Raw genomic sequence first — 25,219 nt, forward strand, 5'->3', positions numbered from 1 at the left:
GTAACTTGTTCTGTTCTGGAGAAGGTCGGTGGAATTCAGTCAACTGCGAATCTTTCAGGCCGTCGCCGAGGAAGGTTCGATCACCCGCGCCGCCGAGCGCTTGCATCGGGTGCCGTCGAATCTGTCGACCCGGCTCAAACAGCTCGAAGAGCAATTGGGCGTCGAACTGTTCGTGCGTGAGCGTCAGCGGTTGCAGTTGTCGCCTGCGGGAAAAGTCCTGCTGGACTACACCGGCAAGCTGTTCGCCCTGCGCGATCAGGCCAGCGCGGCGGTGATGGGCGGGCAACCTGCCGGGGATTTTGTGCTCGGCACGATGTACAGCACGGCGGCGATTCATCTGCCCGAACTGCTGGCGCGCTATCACCAGCAATACCCGGCGGTGAATCTGCAAGTGCAGGCAGCGCCGAGCGGCGAGCTGCTGGAAGGTTTGCTCACCGGGCGCCTCGACGCTGCACTGGTCGACGGCCCGCTGGAGCTGGCCGGGCTCGACGGCGTGCCGCTGTGCGACGAGCGTCTGGTGTTGATTACCGAACCCGAACATCCGCCGGTGCGCACCGCCCTGGATGTCGCGGGGCGTGCGGTGTTCACTTTTCGTCAGGGCTGTTCGTACCGCATGCGCCTGGAAGCCTGGTTCGCCCATTACCACGCCGCGATGGGGCGGGCCATGGAGATCGAGTCGTATCAAGGCATGCTCGCCTGTGTGATTGCCGGCAGCGGCGTCGCGCTGATGGCCGAGTCGATGCTGGCCAGTTTGCCGGGCCGCGAGCGCGTCGCAGTGCATCCGCTGGCCGAGCCGTTCGTGGGTGCGACAACGTGGCTCATGTGGCGTAAAGGCATGCTTGGGGCCAATCTGAATGCCTGGATCGACGTGCAGCAGGCGGTCTATCCCGCGCCTGTGGCGCAAACCCGCGAAACAGCCTGAACCAATGGCGGCTGACTCTGATCAATTCAGTAACAGATCATTGCGGATTTGGCCGAGCATTGCGTAGGACTTCGGACTATTATCAGTGCGAAGCGGCCTCAGAATTCCGGCCGCTCAGCACCACCCTGAAGGGGGCACGACGATGAAAGAGAAAATTCAAAACTGGCTGCACGATTTGGGTGTTGCGCTCGGCTTGATCGAACCGCCAATGCAACCTGTGCCGATTCGCACCGATGACGAGCAGCGCCGCCGCCAGCCACGTCGGCGTTAACGCCCTCAGATTTCGAGATTCAGAGAAATCGCAGTCTTCGGCCGCACCTGCCAATAATCGGCGGGCGCGGCCGGAGGCTGCGATTTTCCGCTTTCTCCAGACGTAAAAAAACGGGTGTGGCAACCGACGCCACACCCGTCGAAGAAAGCAGCAAGTCGTTACATCAAGTTCAGATCGCAGGCGCCACAGCCGCCGGACGTGGCGAAAACAGGCTGACCAGCACGAAGCTCACCAGACTGACCCCGAGGCTGTAATAGATCGGCGTGTTCGCGTCCATGCCGTCCTTGACCATGAACACCAGCGCGGTGATGAAGCCCAGCGTCATGGCGCTGATCGCACCGGCGGTGGTCGCGCGTTTCCAGAAAATCGCCCCCATCAGCGGAATCAGCATGCCGCCCACCAGCAGGTTGTAAGCCAAAGTCAGTGCGCTGATCACATCATTGACAACCAGCGCGATGCCCAGCACCGCCACGCCGGTCAGCAGGGTGAACAGACGGCTGACGGCAACGTTCGACTGTTTGCCGCCGCGCAGTTTCGGCAGCAGGTCTTCGGTCAGCGTGGTGGACGCGGCGAGCAGGCCGGCGCTGGCGGTGGACATCATCGCCGCCAGTGCAGCAGCGATCACCAGGCCACGGATGCCGTCCGGCAGCGAGACTTTGACGATGGCGGCGAAGGCGTTGTTGACGTTGTCCAGATCCGGAATCAGCACATGCGCGGCCATGCCGATCAGCGCGCAGACCAGACCGTAGACGATGCAGTAGATCCCGGCCGAAGTGCCGGCGTACCTGGCGACCTTTTCGCTCCTGGCGGTGAACACGCGCTGCCAGATGTCCTGACCGATGAGGATGCCGAAGAAGTAGATCATGAAGTAGGTGATGATCGTGTCCCAGCCGATGCTGGTGAAGTTGAAGCTGGCTGCCGGCAATTGCGCCACCAGTTGATCCCAGCCACCGACGCGGTACAGGCAGATCGGCAGCAGCAGGAACATCAGGCCGACGGTCTGGATGCCGAACTGGACGATGTCGGTCAGGGTCAGCGACCACATGCCGCCGATGGTCGAGTAGATCACCACGATACCGCCGCCCAGCAGCACCGAGATCCAGAAGGGCAGGCCGAACAGCACTTGCAACACGGTGCCGATCGCCAGAATCGAGGTCACGCCGATCATCAGCGCGTAAGCGAGCATGATGGTTGCGCTGGCGGTGCGGGCCATCGGGTTGTAGCGCTTTTCCAGCACCTGGGTGACGGTGAACACCTTGAGCTTCAGCAGCGGTTTGGCGAGGAACAGGTTCAGCGCGACGATCCCGCAACCCAGTGCCGCACACAGCCAGAACCCGGAAATGCCATGCACGTAACCCAGCCGCACGGTGCCGACGGTGGACGCGCCACCCAGAACGGTAGCCGCCATGGTGCCCATGTACAGCGACGGCCCCAGGTTACGCCCGGCGACCAGGTAATCCTCGTGGGTCTTGGCCTTGCGCATGCCGTAGTAGCCGAGTATCAGCATCGCGGCGGCGTAGATGAGTACGACGAATAAATCCAAAGCCATGATGGCGAGTCTCCGATTGTCTTTTTTATATTGGGGCTGAAATCAGTTCCCTTGCAGGCGTGAGCCTGCTCGCGATAGCGGTCTGTCAGTCACATCTTTGTTGGATGTGCCGCAGTCATCGCGGGCAAGCTCGCTCCCACCGGGGATCGGTGTCAGGCGGCCTGACGCAGTTGAGGTTTTATTGCAGCTTCCCGGCGCACATCGGTCGGCCCGAACACTTCGCGCGGTTCCGGGAACAGCTTGAGCAGTGTCAGGTACACCACCAACGCCAGGCCCAGGGTCACCGGCAGGCTGATGTCGATGCCGCCCGCCAGTTCACCGAGCGGGCCGACGAATTGCCCCGGCAGGTTGACGAAGCACAGGCCGACCGCCGCGCTCGGGATCCACGCACCCAGACCCCGCCAGTTCCAGCCGTGGCTGAACCAGTAGCGCCCGCCCTGTTCGCCACGGGTGAACACTTGCAGGTCATCCGGGCAGTAGAAGCCGCGACGCACCACCAGGCCGATGATCATGATCACCATCCAGGGCGTGGTGCAGGTGATGATCAGCACGGCGAAGGTCGACACGCTCTGCACCAGGTTGGCGGCAAAACGACCGATGAAGATGAAGGCAATCGACAGCACGCCGATCAGCAACGTCGCCTTGACCCGTGACAGCACACGCGGGAACACGCTGGACATGTCCAGCCCGGTGCCATACAGCGAGGTGGTGCCGGTGGACATGCCGCCGATCACCGCGATCAGGCACACCGGCAGGAAGAACCAGCTCGGCGATACCGCCAGCAAGCCGCCGACATAGTTGTTCGCAGCGATGTAGTCCGGGGCCTTGATCGCCACGATGGTCGCGGTGGCAAGGCCGAACAGGAACGGAATCAGCGTCGCCAGTTGCGCCGCGATCACCGCCAGCATGATCTGGCCCTTCGGTGTTGCCCGTGGGATGTAGCGTGACCAGTCGCCGAGGAACGCACCGAAGGAAATCGGGTTGCTCATCGCCACCAGCGCCGCGCCAATGAACGCCGCCCAGAAACCGGCCTGACCGAGCGCGACGCTGCCGGCGTACTGGCTGTCGAACGCCGGCGCAAAGGCAAAGATCCCGAGCAGGAACAACAGGCTCGCGGCCCACACCGCAATGCGGTTGACCCACAACATGAAGCGGAAGCCGTAGATGCACACGGTCAGCACCAGCAACGCGAACAAACCGTAGGCCAGGCCCAGGGTCAGGTCGGTTTCCGGCAGATCGAGCAGGCGTTTGGCGCCGCCGACCAGCGCGTCACCCGAACTCCACACCGACAGTGAGAAGAACGCGATTGCGGTCAGCAATGACAAGAAGGAACCGACGATCCGCCCGTGCACGCCGAAGTGCGCACCGGAAGACACGGCGTTGTTAGTGCCGTTGAGCGGGCCGAACAGGCCCATCGGCGCGAGAATCAGCGCACCCACCACTACACCCAGGACAATCGCCCAGACGCCGGCCTGAAACGACAGACCGAACAGCACCGGAAAACTGCCCAGCACCGCCGTGGCAAAGGTATTGGCGCCGCCGAAGATCAAGCGAAACAGGTCGCTGGGTCGGGCGTCGCGCTCATGATCCGGGATCTGTTCGACCCCGTTGGTTTCAATGCTGCTAAGGCTTTTTTCGTTGTTGTTGTTATTCATGATCTGCTCCGATCATCAGGCGCGCTCATCGTGCGTGAGCGTCACCATTGGCTAAGGGGATGGCAGCCCTTCCGGCATTGCGGACAAATGTTCGTGACAGGCCAGCCATAGGCCTTGTTGTTCTAGGCTCGACGCTTGTTTTTTGAAAATAATCGTCTCGCGCTCCTGGCTGAAGTGTTGCTCCCCTTGCATGCGCAGCTCGGTGGCCACGTCATGAATGAAAACCGCCACGTCACCCTGCAGGCTGACGAAGGCATTGCTCGAGGTGCACGACAGCACCTCGAAGCCATCCTCGTGACGCCAGCGGTCCCACAACGCCTGCCAGGCGTCGCGCGACAGCAGTGGCTGTTCGAGGGTGTAAAACACGAAACTCGCGTCGGCGCTGAACGCACCGAAGTAGGCTTCGCGGTCGTTGCGAGCGAACGCGGCGACCAATTCGGCGGCCGCGTGCAGAACCTGATCACGTTCGTTCATGACCCGACCCTCAGCGATGGACCACGCCAGGCAGTACGCAGAGCATTTCGTACAGCAGGTTGGCGGCCAGCAGCGAGGTGTTGCCGGTGGTGTCATAAGCGGGCGAGACTTCTACCAGATCGCAACCGATCAGGTCGAGGCCCTGGCAGCCGCGGATGATCTCGATTGCCTGAATGGTGGTCAGACCGCCGATTTCCGGGGTGCCGGTGCCAGGCGCCCAGGCCGGGTCGATGCCGTCGATATCGAAACTCAGGTACACCGGGCCGCCGCCGACTTTCTCGCGCACTTCGGCCATCAGTGGTGCCAGCGACTTGTGCCAGCACTCTTCGGCCTGCACCACGCGGAAACCCTGATCGCGGCTCCAGTTGAAGTCATCCGCGGTGTAACCCTGCGCGCGCAAACCGATCTGCACCACACGGTCGCAGTCGAGCAAACCTTCCTCTACGGCGCGGCGGAAAGTCGTGCCGTGGGCGATTTTCTCGCCGAACATGTGATCGTTCACATCGGCGTGGGCATCGATATGCACCAGGCCGACCTTGCCGTGCTTCTTGTGAATCGCACGCAGGATCGGCAGGGTGATGGTGTGGTCGCCACCCAGAGTCATCGGGATGACGTTGTGCTCGAGGATGTTGTCGTAGGCTTCTTCGATGATGCGCACGGCGTCGAGCAGGTTGAAGGTGTTGATCGCCACGTCACCGATGTCGGCAACCGACAGCGAATCGAACGGCGCAGCACCGGTGGCCATGTTGTACGGGCGGATCATTACCGATTCGGTGCGGATGTCGCGCGGCCCGAAACGAGTGCCGGGGCGCAGCGAAGTGCCGATGTCCAGCGGCACGCCAACGAAGGCCGCGTCGAGACCGGCAGCGGTCGGTACGTGGGGGAGTCGGAGCATGGTGGCGATGCCGCCGAAGCGCGGCATTTCGTTGCCGCCCAGTGGTTGGTGAAGAATCTTGTCCACGGGTAGGGCCTCATCGTCTTTGTTTTATTTATGTCGGCGCGCCGATAAATACGGGTTCGGACGCCGCTGTGGGGGCGATGATGCGAAATGTAGTGGCGGGGAAGAATCGCTACGGGCAAAAACTTAGTTCAGATTTTTCTAAACTAATGGAGGTGGTGGGATTAGACTTTGGCGGGTTCGAATGAAGTGTAGGGCTGAAGATTGTTGCCCTCACCCCAGCCCTCACCCGGAGGGATAGGGGGCCGACCGAGTTGTTGGCGGAATGTGCATCGACCTGAAAAATCGAGTCGAACTCAGGATTTGAAAACCATGGAGATCAGCTCCCTCTCCCTCCGGGAGAGGGCTGGGGTGAGGGGAATTCGACAGGCGACACATTTCTTACGCCCGGAGTACCAATGGCCAACGCTTTACCCGACCTGAAACTCTTGCGCATCTTCGTCAGCGTCGTGCGCCATCAGGGTTTTGCCAACGCGCAGCAGGAACTCAACCTGTCGACCTCGGCGATCAGCACCTACATGAGCCAGCTCGAAGCGGCGCTCGGCCTGGTGCTGTGCCATCGTGGGCGTGGCGGGTTCAGCCTGACCAGCAAGGGCGAGCTGTTTCATCAGGAAACGTTGCGCCTGCTCGGCGAGCTCGAGGGCTTCGAGCAATACGCCGCCGCGCTCAAAGGCGAATTGCGTGGCACCCTCAATCTTGGGGTGATCGACTCCACCGTCAGCGACAAGGCCTTGCCCTTTGCCGAAGCCATCGGCGCCTACAGCCAGGAGCACCCGGCGGTGCATTTGCATTTGTCGGTGATGAGCCCGTATGAATTGCAACTCGGCGTGCAGGACAACCGCCTCGACCTGGCCATCGGCGCGTTCTCCACGCGCATGAGCGGGCTGGTCTACATGCCGCTGTACCGCGAGCAACACTGGTTGTATTGCAGCAGTCGCCATCCGCTGTTCAACGAACGGCGCATTCCCGAGCAGGTCATCACCCAGCAGCGCATGGTCGGGCGCGGTTACTGGAGCCAGGCCGAACTGGCCCGGCATGGTTTCAAACACAGCGCCGCCACCGTGGAAAGCATGGAAGCGCAGCTGATTCTGGTGCTCTCCGGCGCCTACATCGGTTATTTGCCGGAACACTACGCCCAGGCCTGGGCCGACAAGGGCGACTTGCGCGTGTTGCTGCCGGCCACGTTCGGCTATCAGGCGCCGTTTTCGATGATCATGCGCCGCGGTCGCAGTCGCGAGCCGTTGATCCAGACCTTCCGCGATTTGCTCAAAGCCCAGTTGAATCAGGCGTAACCCTCATGTCCCGACCACGGTGCCCGCGCTGCCTGCGCCCTCAAACCCACTGCCTGTGCCCGCTGATCCCCAGCCTCGACAGCCGCACCCGGGTGTTGCTGTTGCAGCATCCGAGCGAGGTCAATCATGCGTTGAATACCGCGCGGCTAGCCGCGTTGGGCCTGATCAATGCCGAGTTGATCGTTGGTGAAGTGTTCGACGATTTGCCGACATTGTTGAACCGCCCGGGCTATCGGGCGCGGCTGTTATTCCCGGCTGATGATGCGCAGCCGATGCAGGCTTACGAGCCGACTGACGAACCGTTGTTGCTGGTCGTGCCGGACGGTACCTGGCGCAAGGCACGCAAGATGTTGCACCTCAATCCACTGCTGGCGGCGTTGCCACGGGTGACGCTGGCAGAGGGCGGCGTGTCGCGTTATCGATTGCGCAAGGCGCCGGGGCCGGGGGCATTGTCGACTATCGAGGCGATTGTGCAGGCGTTGCAGACCCTGGAAGCGCCGGTTTCGTTCGAACCGTTGCTCAAGCCGTTTGAAGCGTTGATCGAAGGGCAGATTGCGGCGATGGGGGAGGAGACCTTTCACAAGAACCATGGCGATAAATAGGCGGTGATTGGACTGGCGCTATCGCGAGCAGGCTCACTCCTACACTTGAAACGCGTTCCAAATGTAGGAGTGAGCCTGCTCGCGATAGCTGTTGCACCGTCAACGCAGTTTCGACCACATCTACCTTTCGCGCATCGCCTCGGTCCGCGCTTTCAGTACCGGTTTGAGCAGGTAATCCAGTACGCTTTTTTCGCCGGTGATGATGTCCACCGTCGCCACCATTCCCGGAATGATCAGCAGCGGTTTCACATCACCGCCCAGATGGTTCTTATCGGTACGCACCTGGATCAAATAGAAGCTGTTGCCCTTGTCGTCAGTGATCGTGTCGGCGCCGATCAGCTCGAGTCTGGCGCTCAGGCCGCCGTAGATCGTGTAGTCATAGGCACTGAACTTGACCATGGCTTTCTGGCCCGGATGCAGGAACGCCACATCCTGCGGCCGCACTTTGGCCTCGATCAGCAGGTTGTCTTCCAGCGGCACGATTTCGACCATGTCGCTGCCCGGCTGGACCACGCCACCAATGGTGTTGACCTTCATCTGCTTGATCACCCCGCGCACTGGCGAAGTCACCGTGGTGCGGGTGACGCGGTCGTCGATGGCGATGCTGGTGGCGGTGATTTTCGACAGATCGGTGCGTTTCTCGTTGAGCTCTTTGGCGGCCTCGGAGCGGAAGGTCTGCTCCGATTCGTCGATCTTGCTGCGGATCTCGGCGATCGCCGATTCGGCGCGGGGAATCGCCAGCGTGGTGGCGTTCAGCGAGCCGCGAATTTCCACGGCACTGCGTCTGAGGCGGAGAATTTCCACCGGTGACACGGCCCCGGTTTTCACCAGCGGTTCGGACATGTTCATCTCTTGCTGCAGCAAGGCCAGGCTGGAACTGAACTGGCCCTGCTTGGAACGAAACTCCGCCAGCTCCTGGGTTTTCTGCCGCAGCTGTTCGCTCAAGGTACGCTGCTCGCTGGCGAGGCGGCGCTGGCGTTGTTCGTACAGCGAGCGCTCGTCTTCGGCGACTTGCGGCGCCTTGGCAATCACCTCCGCGGAGAGTTTGAACGGCCGGCCCTCGGCCTCGGCGGACAGGCGTTCGACTTGCGCAGTCAGCGCGTAGCGGTCGGCCTCGCTTTCGCCCTTGTTCGAGCGAAAGCGCGTGTCATCCAGCCGCAGCAGGGTATCGCCCTTGCCGACCATCTGGCCTTCACGAACGAAAATCTCGGTGACGATGCCACCTTCGAGGTTCTGGATCACCTGGACCTTGCTCGACGGAATCGCCTTGCCTTCGCCCATGGTGACTTCTTCGAGCACGGCGAATTTGGCCCAGACCACCGCGCTGATCAGCAGCGCCGCCGCCAGCCACACGGTAATCCGCGATTTGCGCGGCGAATCCTGCAACGAGGCGCCGGCGGTTTCCGGCATGAAGTCGGCCTCGGCGCTTTTGCCGAAGCTGTCGAAGTAGCCGCGATCCTTGCTATCGGTGGAAGCAGACATGGGCAACTCCTAGACCGCCGCCGAGCCGACACGGCCCTTGCGCAGTGCATCGATGACCGCTTCTTTCGGGCCGTCAGCGACGACCCGGCCGTTATCCAGCACCAGCAAGCGATCGACCAGGCTCAACATCGAAGTACGGTGGGTGACCAGCAACAGGGTTTTGCCCTGCACCCATTGATGCAGTTTCAGCCGAAGCTGGTCTTCACTGCTGTTGTCCATGGCGCTGGTGGGTTCGTCGAGCAGCATGATCGGCGGATCGAGCAACAACGAGCGTGCCAGCAGCACCGCCTGGCGCTGGCCGCCGGAGAGCAATTGTCCGCGTTCGCCCACCGGCCGGTCGAAGCCTTGCGGGTGCTGGCGGGCCAGTTCGGTGACGCCAGTCAGCTCGGCCACTTCAAGCATGCGCGCGTCGCTGATGTAGCGTGCGCCGAGGGTGAGATTGTCGCGCAGGCTGCCGGCCAGCAGCGGCAGGTCGTGGGCGACGTAGCCGATCTGTTGGCGCAGGTCGGCGACATCGAGCTGGCGCAGGTCGAGGCCATCGAGCAGCAACTGGCCTTCTTCGGGCTCGTAAAAACCCATCACCAGTCGCGCCAGGGTGCTTTTGCCTGAGCCGCTGCGGCCAATGATGCCGACCCGTTCGCCGGGCTTGAGACTGAAACTGACGTTGCTCAGCGCCGGCGCGTTCTGGCCGTTGTAATGGAAGGTCACGCCGCTGACGTCCAGCGCGCCTTGCAGTTGCGTGCGTTCCAGCGGCCGTTGCTTGCCGTCGCGTTCCTGCGGCAGGGCCATCAGCGCATCGGTGCTTTTCATCGTCAGTTGCGCTTGCTGATAGCGGGTGATCAGCCCGGCGATCTGCCCTAACGGTGCGAGTACCCGGCTGCCCAGCATGTAGGTGGCGACCAGCGCACCGACGCTGAGGTTACCGGCAATGATGCTGTAGACCCCGGCGACAATCGTCGCCATCCCCGAGAACTGCTGAATGAACAAGGTGCCGTTGGTCGCCAGCGCCGAGAGGTTGCGCGCGTGGCTGTCGAGGCGGGTGAGGGCGCCGTGGGTGCTTTCCCATTGGTGCTGGCGCTCGCTTTCGGCGCTGCAGGCCTTGAGGGTTTCCAGGCCGCCGAGGGTTTCGATCAGCAGCGCCTGGCGTTCGGCGCCGAGGCTCAGGCTCTTTTGCACGGTGTCGCGCAGTTTGGCCTGAATGATCATGGCGAAAATGATGGTGAGCGGAAACGCCAGCAGCGGAATCACCACCAGCCAGCCACCGAGCAGGCCGATCACCGCCAGCATCAACACCACGAACGGCAGGTCGATCAGGCTGGTCAAGGTCACGGCGGTGAGGAATTCGCGCAGCCCCTGAAAATCATGAATGCTTTGTGCGAACCCGCCGATGGTCGCTGGCCGCGCCTTCATCGACATGCCAGTGATGCGTTCGAACAAAGTTGCGGACAAAATCACATCGGTTTTCTTCCCGGCGGTATCGAGTAAATGTGCACGCACCACGCGCAGAACCAGTTCGAACCCGGTGCCGATCAACAGGCCGATCGACAGCACCCATAAGGTCGACGTGGCCTGGTTCGGTACCACGCGATCATAGGTTTGCATGACGAACAGCGGCACCATCAGGCCCAGCAGGTTGATCAAAAAACTGGCGAGAATCGCGTCGCTGTACAGCCATTTCGACAGCTTCAAGGTGTCGCGAAACCATGCCTGCACCCGCGGCACCAGCGGCGCGCGCAGGTCTTCGAGTTCGTGCCGCGGACGGGCGAACAAGGCCTGGCCGCTGTAATGTTCGGCGAGTTCGTCGCGGCTGACCCATTGCTCGCCGCCGTCGGCTTCACTGGGCAACAGCAACGCTTTGCCGTCGTCGCCAAAACGCCACAGCACCGCCGTGCGGCCGTCGTTGAGCAGCAGCAGGATCGGCAGGTTCAGCGACGAAATATCTTTCAGGTCACGGCGCAGCAGACGCGCCTGCAACCCGGCGCGGGCGGCAGCGCGGGGCAGCAGATCCAGGCTCAGGCGTTGTTTGTTCAGCGGCAACCCGGCGCTCAGGCTGGCGCGGCTGACCGTCGCACCGTGCAGTTTGCAGAGGATCAGCAGACCGTCGAGTAACGGATCATCGAAGCTCAAACGCGGATCGATGCCGGCGGCGCCGGTTTCCATGCGGGTCATATTGATTGCCTCTGTTGAACGGTGATGCGAGGTGAACGACGTCTTCAGAGCGTCGGATCGTTCTCACGCTCCCGCGCGGGAATGCAGCCCCGTGACGCTCCGCGTCACTGGACGCGGAGCGTCCCTGGAGGCATTCCCACGCAGAGCGTGGGAACGATCAGTGTCCACGGCGCCTGTATGGGTTACTTCAACTCAGGCAAGCGCGCCTGGTTTTTCACCTCGGTCGCGGCAATCGCATCGGCTGGCAGCACCACTCGTTGCTTGCTCAGCAACTGGCCCATGTTCGCCAACACGCGGTACATCGAGTATTCCTCGGTGTAACGAATTTCGGTGTAGCGACGGTTGGCGTTGTACAGCTCGTTTTCGCTGTCGAGCAGGTCGAGCAGGGTGCGTTGGCCGAGGCCGAACTGATCCTGATAGGCGGCGCGTACGCGTTTGGTGGTTTCGGCGTACTCGCGCGCGGTCGGGGTTTGTTTCTTCGCGTTTTCCATGGCGTTCCAGGCCAGACGAATATTTTCGTTGAGCTGGCGCAGGGCGTTGTTGCGGATGTCCATCGCCTGGTTGATGTCGTGGGCGTTGGCCGCCAGGCGCGCCTTGTCGCTGCCGCCGCGGAACAGGTTGTAGTTCATCACCACGCCGACACGCCATTCGTTGTCGTGACCTTCGTCGCCTTGCACGTTGTTGTTCGCGCCCACCGCGGCTTCGGCGTCGAAGCGTGGGTAGAACGGCGACTTCGCTACTTCGTATTGGCTTTCGGCCGACTGCACGTCAGCCTGTGCCGATTTCAGGTACGGGTTGTTATCAACCATGCTCTGCTGGGCTTCGCGCAATTGGGTCGGCAGTTCGCCGCGGGTTGAGGCCGGCGTTTCCAGCTCATCGGGCATGCGCCCGACCACGCTGTAGAAGTTCGATTCGGCGTCGGCCAGATCCACTTCGGCGGTATCGAGGTTGTTTTGCGCCAGCGCCTTACGCGCTACCGATTGATCGGAGTCTGCCGTGCTGCCCACGCCACGCTCGGTGCGCAGGCCGATCTGGTCGTTGACGCGCAAGTGCGCCTGCAGGTTGTTCTTCGCAAGCGTCACCAGTTCGCGACGCTTGAGCACTTCCAGATAGACCTCAATGGTGCGCAGGGCCAGATCCTGCGCGGTGCCTTGCGCGTAATAGGCGCGTGAATTCGACACGCCTTTGGTGCGCTCGACCTCGTTGGCGGTGTTGAAGCCGTCAAAGATCATCTGCCGCAGCCGCAGTTCGGACTGGGTGTAATTGAGGATTTCGGTGTTGTGATTGCCGAAGGCGCGAGTGTTGGTGTTGTCGCTATAGCCGCGTCCGTAAGCGGCGTTCAGGTCGACGGATGGATAGAAACCGCCCTTGGCGACTTTGACTTGTTCATCTGCCGACAGGCGCGCATCCACGCGCGACGCCAGTTCCGGGTGAGTGGCAATGGTGCTTTGAATGGCTTCAGTCAGATTCATGGCGTGGGCTTGAGAAGTGCAAGCCATGGCCAGCAAAACCGCGCTGCAGAGGGGGGTTAGTACGCGCATGGGTGCATCTCCGTAAGTCCTGATGGTGTGTTACTGTCGCCAAATATTTGACGATATTTTAAGGTGTCGGCGTCTCACTCTTGTAACATCAGAGCTAAGAACATCCTGAAGCGTAGCTAAGAAAAAATTTTCATAAGGCTTATGCCAAAAAAAACTTATGCGGTTTTTCAAAAGCAGCACATTGTTCAGCTCGAAAGCCTTTGTTTTATGCGCTTTAGGGAGCTCAAAAGGGCTTGAGGAAAGTTCCATTCACTTTGCTTTAGACGGCGAAGTACTGCTGAAGGGGAGGGACGCGTAACGGTCGATGAGCGACAGATTTTTGTCACTCAGGTGGTTCACCACCGTTACGTAGCGCTAGTGGGTGTATTGCCTTGAACAGGGTGCCGAAGTGCTTGAATGCGCTGAGGTTTTCCGGCGAGGCACCCGCGAAACGAACTGTCGAGGGTGCGAGCGTCGCCCCCGGCAACCCGATTGAGCCATGGGCTGCTTCGCGAACCAGTGCCGACGGTGGTCGGCAGCGGAGGATTTCACATGGCAACGCTCATCGGTACGGTCACAAAAATCATCGGTCAAGTATTCGCTCAGGCGGGCGACGGCATCAAACGGCCGCTGTTCGAAGGCGATCGTTTGTATGCCGGCGATCAATTGATCACTGGCGCGGAAGGCGCGGTGGCGGTGAAACTGCAGAACGGCGAGCAATTGACCCTCGGCCGCGGCAGCAGCATTAACATGACCGGGCAACTGCTGGCCGATCAGGCGGTGCCGGTGAATGTTGACGAAGCGCAGACCCCGAGCCAGGCGCAGTTGACCGATGTCGAGCAAATCCAGAAAGCCATTGCTGCCGGTGACGACCCTAGCCAAAGCGCCGAAGCCACCGCTGCCGGGCCCAACGCGCCCAGCGGCAATACCGGTGAACTGGGCGGCGGCCACAGTTTTGTGCTGCTGAGCGAAGTCGGCGGCCGGGTCGACCCGATCATCGGTTTCCCCACCGCCGGTTTCAACGGCATCCCCGAGTTTCCCGACTATCGCCGCGACGCGGACAACGACAATGACAATGGCGATGACGCGCCCGCGCCGATCATTGCGCCACCGCCACCGGTGAACAACCCGGTGACGCTGACCGGCCTGGCCGTGCAGGGCGGCGAACTGTCGGTCAACGAAGCCAATCTGCCCAATGGCTCGGCCAGTAACAACGGCGCGCTGACCCAAAGCGGCACGTTCAGCATTTCCGCCCCCGATGGTCTGACCAGCCTGAGCATCGGTGGCATCAACATCATTGTTGGCGGCGTGGCGGTCGGCTTCCCGCAATCGATCACTTCGCAACTGAGCAACACCCTGACCATCACCGGTTACAACCCGGCGACTGGCGTGGTCAGCTACAGCTACACCCTCACCGGCAACGAAACCCATTCGGCCGGTGACGGCGCGAATACCCTCAGCGAACAATTCACCGTGATTGCTGGCGACAGCAATGGCGACACGGCCACTGGCACCCTCGACGTCAACATCACCGACGACGTGCCCAAGGCGTTCGACGACAACAACGGCACTGCCTCGGAAACCCTACTGACCCTGACCGGCAATGTGCTGACCAATGACGTACAAGGCGCCGACCGCGTACCGACCGGCCCGGTTACGCCCGGCACCTTCACCGGTACTTACGGCACCCTGGTGCTCAATGCCAACGGCACTTATACCTACACCCTCAACACCAACGATACGGACTTCAAAAACCTGCACGGTGGTGGCAACGGCACCGAATCCTTCGCCTACACCATCACCGATGCCGACGGCGATACCAGCACGGCGAACCTCATTCTGCAGATTCACAACAACGACGATCCGGTGATCATCAACGGCCTGAACGTCGAGGGCGGTGAACTGACGGTCAACGAAAGCAACCTCAGCGACGGCAGCGCCCCAAATGACGGTGCGCTGACCCAAAGCGGCACCTTCACCATCACCGCACTCGACGGCGTCACCACGCTGACTGTCGGTGGCATTGCTGTGGTCACTAACGGCGTGGCCGCAGGTTTCCCGCAATCGATCACCACGCCGCTGGGCAGCACGCTGACCATTACCGGTTTCAACGCTACGACCGGCGTGGTCAGTTACAGCTACACCCTGGTCGACAACGAAGCACACCCGAACGCCAACGGCACCAACAACCTGCCTGAGCAGTTCGCCGTGACCGTAGTCGATGACAACGGCACCACTGCCACCGGCACCCTCGATGTCAACATCACCGACGATGTGCCCAAGGCGTTCGACGACAACAAAGGCACTGCCTCGGAAACCCAACTGACGCTGACCGGCAACGTCCTGACCAACGACGTGCAAGGCGCCGACCGCGTGCCGACCGGGCCGGTTACGCCCGGCACCTTCACCGGCACTTACGGCACGCTCGTGCTGAACGCCGATGGCACCTACACCTACACGCTCAACACCAGCGACGCCGATTTCAAGGCGCTGACCGGCGGCGGCAATGGCACAGAAACCTTCGCCTACACGATCACCGATGCCGACGGCGATACCAGCACCGCCAACCTCGTCTTGCAGATCCACAACAATGACGATCCGGTGATCATCAACGGCCTCGACGTCAACGGTGGCGAACTCACCGTCTACGAGAAAAACCTCAGCGACGGCACCAGTCCCGATACACCGGCCCTGACCCAGAGCGGCACCTTCACCGTCTCCGCGCTGGATGGCCTGCAAACCCTGACCGTGGGCGGCATCAACGTGGTGACCGGTGGCGTCGCCGCAGGCTTTCCACAATCGATCGTCACGCCGCTCGGCAGCACGTTGACCATCACCGGTTACAACCCGGCCACCGGCGTGGTCAGCTACAGCTACACCCTGGTCGACAACGAAGCTCATCCGAACGCCAACGGTGCGAACAGCATTACCGAGAACTTCAATGTCGTGGCCACCGACACCGACGGCAGCACGGCCAGCGGCCAGATCAACGTCAACATCGTCGACGACTTGCCGAGCGCGTACGCCGACGCTGCGTCGGTGAAGGAGGGCGGCACGGTCAGCGGCAACGTGCTGAACAACGACGTCGGCGGCGCGGACGGCCCGGCGGTCACGGGTGCGGTCGTCGGCGTGCGCGCCGGTGCCGACACGTCCACATCAGCCATCGGCGGCCTCAATTCGCAGATCAATGGCACTTACGGCTACCTGACCCTCGACGCCAACGGCAATGCGGTTTATCACAGCAATCCCAACACCGTGAACGGCCCGGGCGCGGTGGACGTGTTCACTTACACCGTGCGTGATGCTGACGGCGATGAAAGCACCACCACCATCACCATCGATGTCTATAACAGTTGCCTGAAAGCGGTCAGCGACAGCGATGTCAGCGTCTATGAAAAAGCCCTCGATCTGAACAAGGACGGCCAGGATCTGGCGGCGGGCAGTGTGGTCGGCAGCGACCCGGGCAACAACGGCGAAACCGCGTCCGGCACGCTGGTCGGTTCGGTCACCGGCGCGGTCGGCGCGATCAGCTATGCGCTGGTCGGCAGCGCCAGCGGCAACTACGGGCAGATTCAGCTCAACCCCAACGGCACCTACACCTACACGCTGACTTCGCCGGCGAGCACCACGCCACACGCCGACGACGGTGCCAACACCCTGACGGAAACCTTCACCTATCAGGCCACTGATTCACTGGGCAACATCGTCACCAGCACGATTGTGATCAGCGTTGTCGACGACGTGCCGAAAGCACTGAATGACAGCAACGCCAACACCGCTTCGGAAAACCAGCTGAGCCTCACCGGCAATGTGCTGATCAATGATGTGCAAGGCGCCGACGTGGTGGCGACCGGACCGAATGCCGGACCGATCACCCCCGGCACCTTCACCGGTACTTACGGCACGCTGGTGCTCAACGCCAACGGCACCTACACCTATACGCTCAACACCAACGATACGGACTTCAAAAACCTCGGCGGCGGTGGCAACGGCAGTGAGACCTTCACCTACACACTGACCGACGCCGACGGCGACACCAGCACGGCCAATCTGGTGCTGAACATCCATAACAACGACGACCCGATCTGCCTCGATGGCCTCGATGTGAAGGGCGGCGAACTCACCGTCTACGAGCGAAACCTCAGCGATGGCAGCAGTCCAGACACACCGGCTCTGACCCAGAGCGGCACCTTCACGGTCACGGCCCTCGATGGCCTGCAAACCCTGACCGTCGGTGGCATCGCCGTGGTGACCAACGGAGTCGCCGCCGGCTTCCCGCAATCGGTGGTTTCGCCACTGGGCAGCACCTTCACCGTCACCGGTTACAACCCGGCCACCGGTGTCGTGAGTTACAGCTACACCCTGGTCGATAACGAAACGCATCCGAATGCCAACGGCGCCAACCGCCTCACCGAGAACTTCGCCGTTGTCGCTACCGATACCGACGGCAGCAGCGCGAGCGGCCAGATCAACGTCAACATCGTCGACGATCTGCCGGCGGCCAACCCGGATGCGGCTTCGGTTGCGGAGGGCGACACCGTCAGTGGCAATGTCCTCAGCAACGATGTGGGCGGTGCTGACGGTCCGGCGATCAGCGGCGCGGTGGTTGGCGTGCGTGCCGGCGCCGATACTTCCTCCTCTGCCATCGGCGGTTTGAATTCGCAGATCAATGGCACCTACGGCTACCTGACCCTCGACGCCAACGGCAACGCCGTCTATCACAGCAATCCCAACGTGGTGAACGGCCCGGGCGCGGTGGATGTGTTCACCTACACCGTACGCGATGCCGACGGCGACGAAAGCACCACCACCATCACCATCGACGTGCACGACAGCTGCCTGATAGCCGCCAGCGATGCTGACGTGACGGTCTATGAAAAAGCCCTCGACCTGACCAAGGATGGCCAGGATCTGGCGCCCGGCACGGTGACCGGTAGCGATCCAGCCAGCAGCGGCGAAACCGCGACCGGCACGCTGGTGGGGGCAGTCTCCGGCGGAACGGGCGCGATCACGTATACCCTGGTCGGCAGCGCCACCGGCAGCTACGGGCAGATTCAGCTCAACGCCGACGGCACCTACACCTACACGCTGACCTCGGCGCCGAAAACCACGCCGAACGCCAACGACGGGCCGAATACCCTGAGCGAAACCTTCACCTACCAAGCCACCGATGCGCTGGGCAACAGCACCACCAGCACACTGGTGGTCAACATCGTCGACGACGTGCCCAAAGCCGTGGCATCGGATCGCTCGGTGGCGGCGGTGGAAATCGACTCCAACGTTCTCATCGTCCTCGATATTTCCGGGAGCATGGCCGACCCCTCTGGCGTACCTGGTCTGTCGCGACTGGATCTGGCCAAGCAGGCCGTCAGCGCCTTGCTCGAAAAATACGACGACCTCGGCGATGTGAAAGTGCAGCTCGTCACTTTCAGCAGCGGCGCCACCGATCGCACCTCGGTGTGGGTCGACGTCGCCACGGCAAAAACCCTGCTCGCCGGGCTCAACGCCGGCGGCGGCACCAACTACGACGCCGCGGTGGCGGTGATGCAGAGCGCGTTCAACACCTCGGGCAAACTCACCGGAGCGCAGAACGTCGGTTACTTCTTCTCCGATGGCAAACCCAACGAGGGCGACATCGGTACGGCCGACGAAACAGCGCTGAAAAACTTCCTCGATGCCAACAACATCAAGAACTACGCGATCGGCCTGGGCAGCGGCGTGAGCAACGCCAACCTCGACCCGCTGGCCTATGACGGCATCAGCCACACCGACACCAATGCGGTGGTGGTTACCGACCTCAATCAGCTCAACTCGGTATTGTCCGGCACGGTGCAGGGCGCCCCGGTCACCGGCTCGCTGCTCGGCGAGGGCGGATCGTTCGGCGCCGATGGCGGTTTCATCAAGTCCATCGTGGTCGACGGCACCACCTGCACCTACGATCCGAAAGCCCTCGGCGGCCAGGGCTCGTTGACCGCGAGCGGCGGCGCCAATCACGGCACCTTCAACACCGCCAACAACACCTTGAGCATCGCCACCCACAACAGCGGCACCTTGCTGATCAACCTCGACACCGGCGAGTACACCTACACCTCGCAGAAAACCACCGCTGTGGTCATCACCGAGAACATCGGCTTCACCGTCAGCGACAACGACGGCGACCTCGCCAGCTCGACGCTGACCGTCAAAGTGATCCCCAACGCGCCACCCGTGGCGATGGACGATCACGTCATCACCAACGTGCTGTCGGGCAACATCGTGGTGCCGGGCGAACTGTTGCTCGCCAACGACACCGATCCCGACGGCGACACCCTCAACGCCACGCCGACCAGTTTCAACACCGGCTGGATTTCAAAAGCGGCGGACTTCACCGGCTCGGGCGCGATCCTTTTCAATAACCCGAACAACAACGCCGCCAACCAAAGTCTTGCCAACGTACGCAACGCGTTCAATGCCACTGCCGCGACCATGACCGCCGTGCTCGTTGTCACGGGGTATCTCGGCTCGGTGAGCAACAGCAACGCCAACGACGAGGACCGCATCACCGTCAACCTGCGCCAGGGCGAAACCCTCAACCTGGATCACAACCTCGATCCCGGTCGGATCAGCATGGAGTACTCGCTCAATGGCGGTGCCTGGATTGCCCTGAATGACGGGCAAACCCTCACAGCGTCAGCCGATGGCGTGTACCAGATTCACATCATCAACATCGCCAACGCCACGGGTAACGGCAACCCGAACGGGGCGGAAAGCTATCAACTGACCATGACGTTGAACTACGCAGGCGCCCATGACGTTACGGCGGATTATCACGGCACCTACACCGCCAGCGACAACCACGGCGGCAGCGACACGGCCAACGTCAGCATCAGTTATCAGGACGGCCACATCCTCACCGGCACCGCCGGGGACGACGTACTGGTGGCCGGTACTGGCAATAACGTCATCAACGCCGGCGACGGCAACGATGTGCTCACCGCAGGCTCAGGCAACAACGAGCTGCACGGCGGCGCCGGTAATGACTTGCTCTACAGCGGCGCGGGCAATGACCTGCTCGACGGCGGCACTGGCATTGATACCGCCAGCTACGCTCACGCAACGGCCGGCGTCACCGTCAACCTCGGCCTGCTCGGCGCGCAGAACACTCTGGGCGCCGGCAGCGATACCCTGACCGGCATCGAAAACCTGCTCGGCTCGAACTTCAACGACAGCCTCACCGGCGACAACAACAGCAACGTGATCAACGGCGGCCTCGGCAACGACACCTTGAACGGTGGCGGTGGTGACGACCTGCTGATCGGCGGCCTGGGCAACAACACCCTGACCGGCGGCCCTGGCGCCGACGCCTTCCAGTGGCTCAAGGGCAACAGCGGCCACGACCTGATCACCGACTTCACCCCAGGCACCGACAAGCTCGATTTGTCGCAACTGCTGCAAGGCGAAAACGCCAGCACCGCCTCGCTGGACGACTATCTGCACTTCACCGTCAGCGGCAGCGGCGCCTCGGTGATGACCAGCATCGACGTCAGCGCCATGGCCGGCGCGATGCCGAACCAGACGATTGATCTGGCCGGCGTCAACCTTGCCAGCCACTACGGCGTGACGCCGGGGGCGGGCGGCATGGTGGCTGGCGGGCACGACACGGCGACGATCATCAGCGGGATGTTGAATGATCATTCGTTGAAGGTGGATACGGTGTAAGCGCCGTCTGAAACGAAAAAAACCGCCGTCCCGGTTATCGGGTCGGCGGTTTTTTTCTGCCTGAGCGTGCTGCATTGCTCATGCGTCAGTCTTCGCGAGCAGGCTCGCACACAGTGGATCGCGGTCTAACGGTGGGAGCGAGCCTGCTCGCGAAGAGGCCAGAACTGGCACCGATCCAACAGCTGCCGATTGATCGTTCCCACGCTTGATCGTTCCCACGCAGAGCGTGGGAACGATCATCGGTGGCGCTACTGCGGCAACTCCAGATTATCCAGCACCCGATTCATCGCCAGCTCGCCAAGCATGATCAGTTGCGCGATACCCAGTAGCGTTCTGCGTTGCGACGCCGGTATGAGATTGGCGAAATCATTGGCGATGGTTCTGGCCGAGGCGAGAGTTTCGCAGGCGTTGGCCAGCAGTTCCTCGTTTTTGAAATCGGCGGTCACGGCGTACATCGTGCGTTTTTTACGCGGAGGCGGCGGGGAGCCGGGCGGGCAGAGGTAGTGATCGAGGGCGCGGTCGGCGGCGTCGTGGAGTTTGGTGGAGTCGAGGGATTCGTAGGGGGAGGTGGGGTCGGTTGCGGGTGGGTTGGGGGTTGGTTTGATCATGGTGAAGCCTCTAGAGTAGTGAAGCTGCCACTGTTCGCTGCTAACGAAGGAGGTGGCGGCTGTACGCGGGTTAGCAGACCAGGACTCTAGAACCCGGCGCACCGAAGTGCCCCACGCAAAGCCGCCATAACGTAATGGCGGGACCGCGTGCCTTGAAATTGCCGGGCTGCTAAACCCGATCACTGAACATTCAGCGACCGCACCACAATAGAACCCGACCCCAAAGCGCACAAGCCGGCGGATTCTGGCTTGGCTGTAGGCAATGGCGCAAGGATTTGTAGCCTTGAGACCGTATCTGCAGGTGTCTTTTAAACGGCTTCGTTTAAATCAAGAAATTTGTGCCGAATCTGATGGCCTCTTCGCGAGCAAACTCGCTCCACAGGGGAACGCGGTCAACTCATGTGGGAGCGAGCCTGCTCGCGAAGGGGCCAGGAACTGGCCGCGTTAGCCAGCGCTAGCACAGTCTCAATTGACCGGTCTGAGGCACCAAGGCCAATTACCGATGCTCAAGTCGTTACGGCAGAGATGTCCGCCGCCTCGCCAGACGTAGTAACCCCCCTGGTTATACCCACATGCAGCGCTGTCGCACATCCATAGTATCCATCCAGCAGATAACGGCCAGTAGTAGTCATTGCCATAGACCGGGTACATGGCATTAAAGAAACGGGTCAAAGGAACCGAACCATAAACGCTGTTCATCCAGTTCACTGCGCCGTGATGTGTCACTGCACCTCCGTAAATGTCCAGTCGATAAATATTCCGGACATCAACGTTGTATGAAAATGAGCTGAACCTGTCTTGCACGGTGATGTAGGTATTGCCGTTACGCAAACCGGTAACTTTTCCGTTGCCGTCAACGAAGGCCACGCTCGGATTACTGCTTCTGTAAGTGATCGGGGGGACGCCGGTAGACGGAACAGCAGCACGGATTTGAGTGTTGCCTGCAAAGTCCGCACTGTGGGCCCACGCATAAACCCTCGCTCCATGCAGGGCCATGGCGCTGTTGTTGACTTGCAGCGCTTTGCGCAGCGTGAACGAGCGTAAAGGCGAGAGCAGGCGGTCGCCATAGAGTGCTCGAATCTGCACGACTGTCAGTGCATCGACAACGAGCCCCTTCAATAGCACTGAGAATTTCCCGTCCTTGTCTGTGGTCAACGTCTCTACCGGCTTGCCATCCACCAGCACTTCAACCTGCTGCTCCGTGCTAGCAGTCCCTTCAACCGTGACATTGGGGTCAACCGTCTGGTCGCTATGCGGAATCTCGCGGTTCTGCGAGTCCTTGATGAGGGTAATGACCGGCTGCAGCTCAACCAGAGATTCGATCTGATATATCTGGTGGGGAAATTCCACCGGTTTGCCACGCAACCCCAGACGCACAGAAAATATCAATGTTGCCGTAGTGCCGTTTTTGAGATTCCTCAATACTTCCAGCGTCCGCGTCGACAGCTCCCGTATTAACCCGGCGCTGGTCACGCTCGCCTCCGCATTGATCATGACGTAACGAACAGCATTGTCGTTGACGTCGACGCCGATCAGCACCAGCGTCAGGCTCTGTGTGGGCCGCTGTCCATGCCAATGGTTGACCACCAGTTTGTCTGTGCTGGTCAGTTTTTTTACGTCCAGTATTCCGTCGTCAAAGCCAATGATCCGCGGCCTCGGAAACCTGGGGTCCTGATCTGCGATCAACTTGAAGGAAATCGGCGTTTCCGCAGATGAGCCGATTTTCTCGCCGTCCTGATTCAAGTTGAATTTGAATCGCACGGTTTCGCCGTGAAGGGCGGTTATCAGCTGTCTGTCCAGCAGAAAGGTGGCTTGTTTGGCCGAATCCAGCTCTACCAGCGGGAAACGATCAAAGCCGATGGGCAGGGGTGTGCACACCAGACGGACTTTTTCCGTCTTGGCATCGAGATATTCCACCCGCATGCTCGGCAGTGCCGCAAGGGGATCGACAGGATTAGTGAAAGGCGATACGAGCATGGGAGGCGTGAGAACAAGCTCCTTGGGATCGCCGATCTTCAACTGCGCAACATTAGAAACGACTTCCTTTTCGCCGGGATTGGTAATGCTGGCCTGCACCGCCAGATTCGCGCTGGCGTAGGGCTTGATGAATTCGCTCGCAACCTCGAAAACGATGGTTTTTGTTGGATCGGTTACAATTTGTCCCCAGGTAAACCGAACCAGTTTGCCGTTGATGTCTGTGGTCTGCCAGTGCAGCTTGACTTCTGCGCCTTGTTTCAAGGGCCAGAAACTCGCGACTTTTACAAAGGCTTTGGCAGTATCGACCGCCAGTTCACCTTCCACCAGTGGGGTGACCTCCGGTGCTCCTAGTGACAGGGATTCGCCAGAAACCGTCACATCATCGGGGACGGACGGCTCTGAGCCGTTTACGGTGTACCTGGCTTGCAGGTTACCTCCGATAACATTGCGGACCCGCTCGTTCTCCAGTTCGAAATATTCAATCTGAGAGAATGCTGCAATTGTCCTGCTTTCGGTGTGTTCGACCTGCTCACAGGATAGGGTGAAACCTGTTACGGTGAGCTTGATCACGTCGCCTGTATCGAACTCTCCGATGACTCGGATTCTTGCCGGAGCTCCCGTTAAATCTTCATAATGCAAGACGTTGTTCTTGTCAGCCTTTTCAAACCTCGGCCTGGCGTATAGGGCAACGTCCGGCAAAAACGGGAGTACGACCGAATCCGACCAGCGACTATTGTTATGAACGACGTCGCTCACCGACCAACGCACCACCAGTTGATTAGTAACGACGGTTTTTAATGATTCGAGCTGCGTAGGAGAAAGTTTGAATATGATGGCGGCCGAGGGGTTAGACACGGTCTGTTCCAGCTGCAGAGGGCCGAAAGCCAGATAGGCCTTGTCACCAGCTCGTTGATTGAAATAGCTGGCGACTGTGACGAACATGCCAGCCTTGATGGTTCCGGCATGGACAGTAGTTACCGAGGGGGTCGGTAACTTCAGACCCTGATTGAAAGGCTTGCCACCGTCAATATCCGCCTCGCCCGGTGCGGGGTGTTTGAACCAGAGCTGTGCGTGTGGCGATGGAAGCGATGTGTTTCCGCTCTTTCGCGTGACTTCGGTCCAGAAGTCCAGCCTTTGGTCAGTCAGAGGCGCAAATTTTTCCTCGAGAGTCTCCGCTGGAATATAAAACGTTACAGGCTTGGGCGTCAGTCCGTCGGCCTCGAAATCGTCCTCTGTCAGTTTGAAAGACACCACAGGCAGAGGCGCAGGAACGTCGGGCGTGTCGAGGAATACTTCGATGAGGTCACCGATGGCTTGGCCGAGATACTCCGGGAGGTAGCACCACAATCCCTCAGTATCGCTATAGACCATGGCGATGTTGATGCCCAAGCTGCCGTCTTCCTGTTCCTTGTATCCGAGTGGGTTCGGCGGATAGACGGCCAGCACTCCGATGCCGGAATGGGGAGCGGGGGGGAATATTACGTACTGGGAGTCGCTCATGAATGCACACCTTCCGCAGTGGGCGCTGTCAGCGCCGATACGGAAGAATTAACCATGCTGCGGTGAAGTGCGCACCTGTCAACTCTGACAGGTGCGGGCCGGTTTCAGATGGGCGGTAGCGAGGCAGGTCCGTAATAATTCACGTTTTGCGCAACGTCTTCTGCCGCAAAATATAAACCGTCACCAGCACCGCACTGGTCAGCATGAACCCGCGCGCCCACAGCAACGGCACCAGATAGCACGAAAACAGAATGCTCGCCCACATCAGACCGATCGCGTAGACCTTGGCCTTGAGCGGAATGCCGTTGCCGTCAAGATAATCGCGAATCCATGGCCCGAGCCGTGGGTGCTCGACCAGCCATTGATAGAAACGCGGGGAGCTGCGCGCAAAGCAGGCCGCGGCGAGCAGGAGGAAAGGGGTGGTGGGCAGGACCGGCAGGAAAATGCCGATCACCCCCAATGCCACGCTGAGCCAGCCGACGGCCAGCAGGATGTAGCGCAACATCAGGGGGCGGTTGCCTATGGGACTGTCCATAGGCCGG

At 60.9% G+C, this 25,219-nt stretch carries 15 protein-coding genes; 5 read left to right on the plus strand and 10 right to left on the minus strand.

Features of this window, described 5'->3' with window-relative positions; genetic code table 11:
• Window positions 1-28 precede the first annotated feature (28 nt).
• Window positions 29-922, plus strand: a complete 894-nt coding sequence (ptrR, locus tag BLU52_RS05615; RefSeq protein WP_090282279.1) for a putrescine utilization regulator PtrR — start codon at window positions 29-31, stop codon at window positions 920-922.
• Between the two features lie 142 nt (window positions 923-1,064).
• The gene (locus BLU52_RS27085) at window positions 1,065-1,193 is read left to right on the plus strand and encodes a PA1414 family protein (RefSeq protein WP_003198971.1); all 129 of its coding nucleotides are present in this window, start codon (window positions 1,065-1,067) and stop codon (window positions 1,191-1,193) included.
• Between the two features lie 169 nt (window positions 1,194-1,362).
• On the opposite strand, the gene BLU52_RS05620 is transcribed toward BLU52_RS27085, so the two are convergent.
• The 4 genes from BLU52_RS05620 to speB form a co-directional block, all read right to left on the minus strand.
• Entirely contained in the window at window positions 1,363-2,742 is a 1,380-nt protein-coding gene (locus tag BLU52_RS05620) for a sodium:solute symporter (protein ID WP_090282280.1), read from the minus strand.
• Between the two features lie 152 nt (window positions 2,743-2,894).
• On the minus strand, window positions 2,895-4,397 hold the full coding sequence (locus BLU52_RS05625; protein WP_090282281.1) for a purine-cytosine permease family protein: 1,503 nt from the start codon (window positions 4,395-4,397) through the stop codon (window positions 2,895-2,897).
• A 51-nt stretch (window positions 4,398-4,448) separates the two neighbouring features.
• Window positions 4,449-4,871: a YybH family protein gene (locus BLU52_RS05630; protein ID WP_090282282.1), complete on the minus strand. Its 423-nt coding sequence runs from the start codon at window positions 4,869-4,871 to the stop codon at window positions 4,449-4,451.
• A gap of 10 nt (window positions 4,872-4,881) precedes the next feature.
• Entirely contained in the window at window positions 4,882-5,832 is a 951-nt protein-coding gene (gene speB / locus BLU52_RS05635; protein ID WP_039761035.1) for an agmatinase, read from the minus strand.
• Between the two features lie 395 nt (window positions 5,833-6,227).
• Here speB and BLU52_RS05640 point away from each other — a divergent pair, with 395 nt between their 5' ends.
• Window positions 6,228-7,121, plus strand: coding sequence for a LysR family transcriptional regulator (locus BLU52_RS05640; protein ID WP_090282283.1), 894 nt, complete (start codon window positions 6,228-6,230; stop codon window positions 7,119-7,121).
• A 5-nt stretch (window positions 7,122-7,126) separates the two neighbouring features.
• Window positions 7,127-7,723, plus strand: coding sequence for a tRNA-uridine aminocarboxypropyltransferase (locus BLU52_RS05645; protein ID WP_090282284.1), 597 nt, complete (start codon window positions 7,127-7,129; stop codon window positions 7,721-7,723).
• Window positions 7,724-7,843: 120 nt separating this feature from the next.
• On the opposite strand, the gene BLU52_RS05650 is transcribed toward BLU52_RS05645, so the two are convergent.
• From BLU52_RS05650 to BLU52_RS05660, 3 genes are all read right to left on the minus strand, one after another.
• Window positions 7,844-9,205, minus strand: coding sequence for an HlyD family type I secretion periplasmic adaptor subunit (locus BLU52_RS05650; protein WP_090282285.1), 1,362 nt, complete (start codon window positions 9,203-9,205; stop codon window positions 7,844-7,846).
• Window positions 9,206-9,214: 9 nt separating this feature from the next.
• Complete coding sequence (locus tag BLU52_RS05655) at window positions 9,215-11,374, minus strand: type I secretion system permease/ATPase (RefSeq protein WP_090282286.1); 2,160 nt, start codon at window positions 11,372-11,374, stop codon at window positions 9,215-9,217.
• A gap of 182 nt (window positions 11,375-11,556) precedes the next feature.
• Window positions 11,557-12,915: a TolC family outer membrane protein gene (locus BLU52_RS05660; RefSeq protein WP_090282287.1), complete on the minus strand. Its 1,359-nt coding sequence runs from the start codon at window positions 12,913-12,915 to the stop codon at window positions 11,557-11,559.
• A 531-nt stretch (window positions 12,916-13,446) separates the two neighbouring features.
• Here BLU52_RS05660 and BLU52_RS05665 point away from each other — a divergent pair.
• Entirely contained in the window at window positions 13,447-20,592 is a 7,146-nt protein-coding gene (locus BLU52_RS05665) for a retention module-containing protein (RefSeq protein WP_090282288.1), read from the plus strand.
• Between the two features lie 248 nt (window positions 20,593-20,840).
• On the opposite strand, the gene BLU52_RS05670 is transcribed toward BLU52_RS05665, so the two are convergent.
• From BLU52_RS05670 to BLU52_RS05680, 3 genes are all read right to left on the minus strand, one after another.
• Complete coding sequence (locus BLU52_RS05670; protein ID WP_090282289.1) at window positions 20,841-21,200, minus strand: DUF6124 family protein; 360 nt, start codon at window positions 21,198-21,200, stop codon at window positions 20,841-20,843.
• A gap of 465 nt (window positions 21,201-21,665) precedes the next feature.
• Complete coding sequence (locus BLU52_RS05675) at window positions 21,666-24,677, minus strand: Ig-like domain-containing protein (RefSeq protein ID WP_090282290.1); 3,012 nt, start codon at window positions 24,675-24,677, stop codon at window positions 21,666-21,668.
• Between the two features lie 139 nt (window positions 24,678-24,816).
• Window positions 24,817-25,212: a YbaN family protein gene (locus BLU52_RS05680; protein WP_090282291.1), complete on the minus strand. Its 396-nt coding sequence runs from the start codon at window positions 25,210-25,212 to the stop codon at window positions 24,817-24,819.
• Window positions 25,213-25,219 lie beyond the last annotated feature (7 nt).

This window comes from Pseudomonas granadensis (assembly GCF_900105485.1).
In the GTDB taxonomy this organism is placed as follows: domain Bacteria; phylum Pseudomonadota; class Gammaproteobacteria; order Pseudomonadales; family Pseudomonadaceae; genus Aquipseudomonas; species Aquipseudomonas granadensis.

Excerpts from the sequence above, each read along its gene's own strand:
- BLU52_RS05645 (WP_090282284.1), top strand. The coding sequence starts at position 7,127 with ATGTCCCGACCACGGTGCCCGCGCTGCCTGCGCCCTCAAACCCACTGC.
- BLU52_RS05665 (WP_090282288.1), top strand. The coding sequence starts at position 13,447 with ATGGCAACGCTCATCGGTACGGTCACAAAAATCATCGGTCAAGTATTC.
- BLU52_RS05640 (WP_090282283.1), top strand. The coding sequence starts at position 6,228 with ATGGCCAACGCTTTACCCGACCTGAAACTCTTGCGCATCTTCGTCAGC.
- BLU52_RS05650 (WP_090282285.1), bottom strand. The coding sequence starts at position 9,205 with ATGTCTGCTTCCACCGATAGCAAGGATCGCGGCTACTTCGACAGCTTC.
- BLU52_RS05660 (WP_090282287.1), bottom strand. The coding sequence starts at position 12,915 with ATGCGCGTACTAACCCCCCTCTGCAGCGCGGTTTTGCTGGCCATGGCT.
- BLU52_RS05670 (WP_090282289.1), bottom strand. The coding sequence starts at position 21,200 with ATGATCAAACCAACCCCCAACCCACCCGCAACCGACCCCACCTCCCCC.
- BLU52_RS27085 (WP_003198971.1), top strand. The coding sequence starts at position 1,065 with ATGAAAGAGAAAATTCAAAACTGGCTGCACGATTTGGGTGTTGCGCTC.
- BLU52_RS05630 (WP_090282282.1), bottom strand. The coding sequence starts at position 4,871 with ATGAACGAACGTGATCAGGTTCTGCACGCGGCCGCCGAATTGGTCGCC.
- BLU52_RS05655 (WP_090282286.1), bottom strand. The coding sequence starts at position 11,374 with ATGACCCGCATGGAAACCGGCGCCGCCGGCATCGATCCGCGTTTGAGC.
- BLU52_RS05625 (WP_090282281.1), bottom strand. The coding sequence starts at position 4,397 with ATGAATAACAACAACAACGAAAAAAGCCTTAGCAGCATTGAAACCAAC.
- BLU52_RS05675 (WP_090282290.1), bottom strand. The coding sequence starts at position 24,677 with ATGAGCGACTCCCAGTACGTAATATTCCCCCCCGCTCCCCATTCCGGC.
- BLU52_RS05620 (WP_090282280.1), bottom strand. The coding sequence starts at position 2,742 with ATGGCTTTGGATTTATTCGTCGTACTCATCTACGCCGCCGCGATGCTG.
- BLU52_RS05680 (WP_090282291.1), bottom strand. The coding sequence starts at position 25,212 with ATGGACAGTCCCATAGGCAACCGCCCCCTGATGTTGCGCTACATCCTG.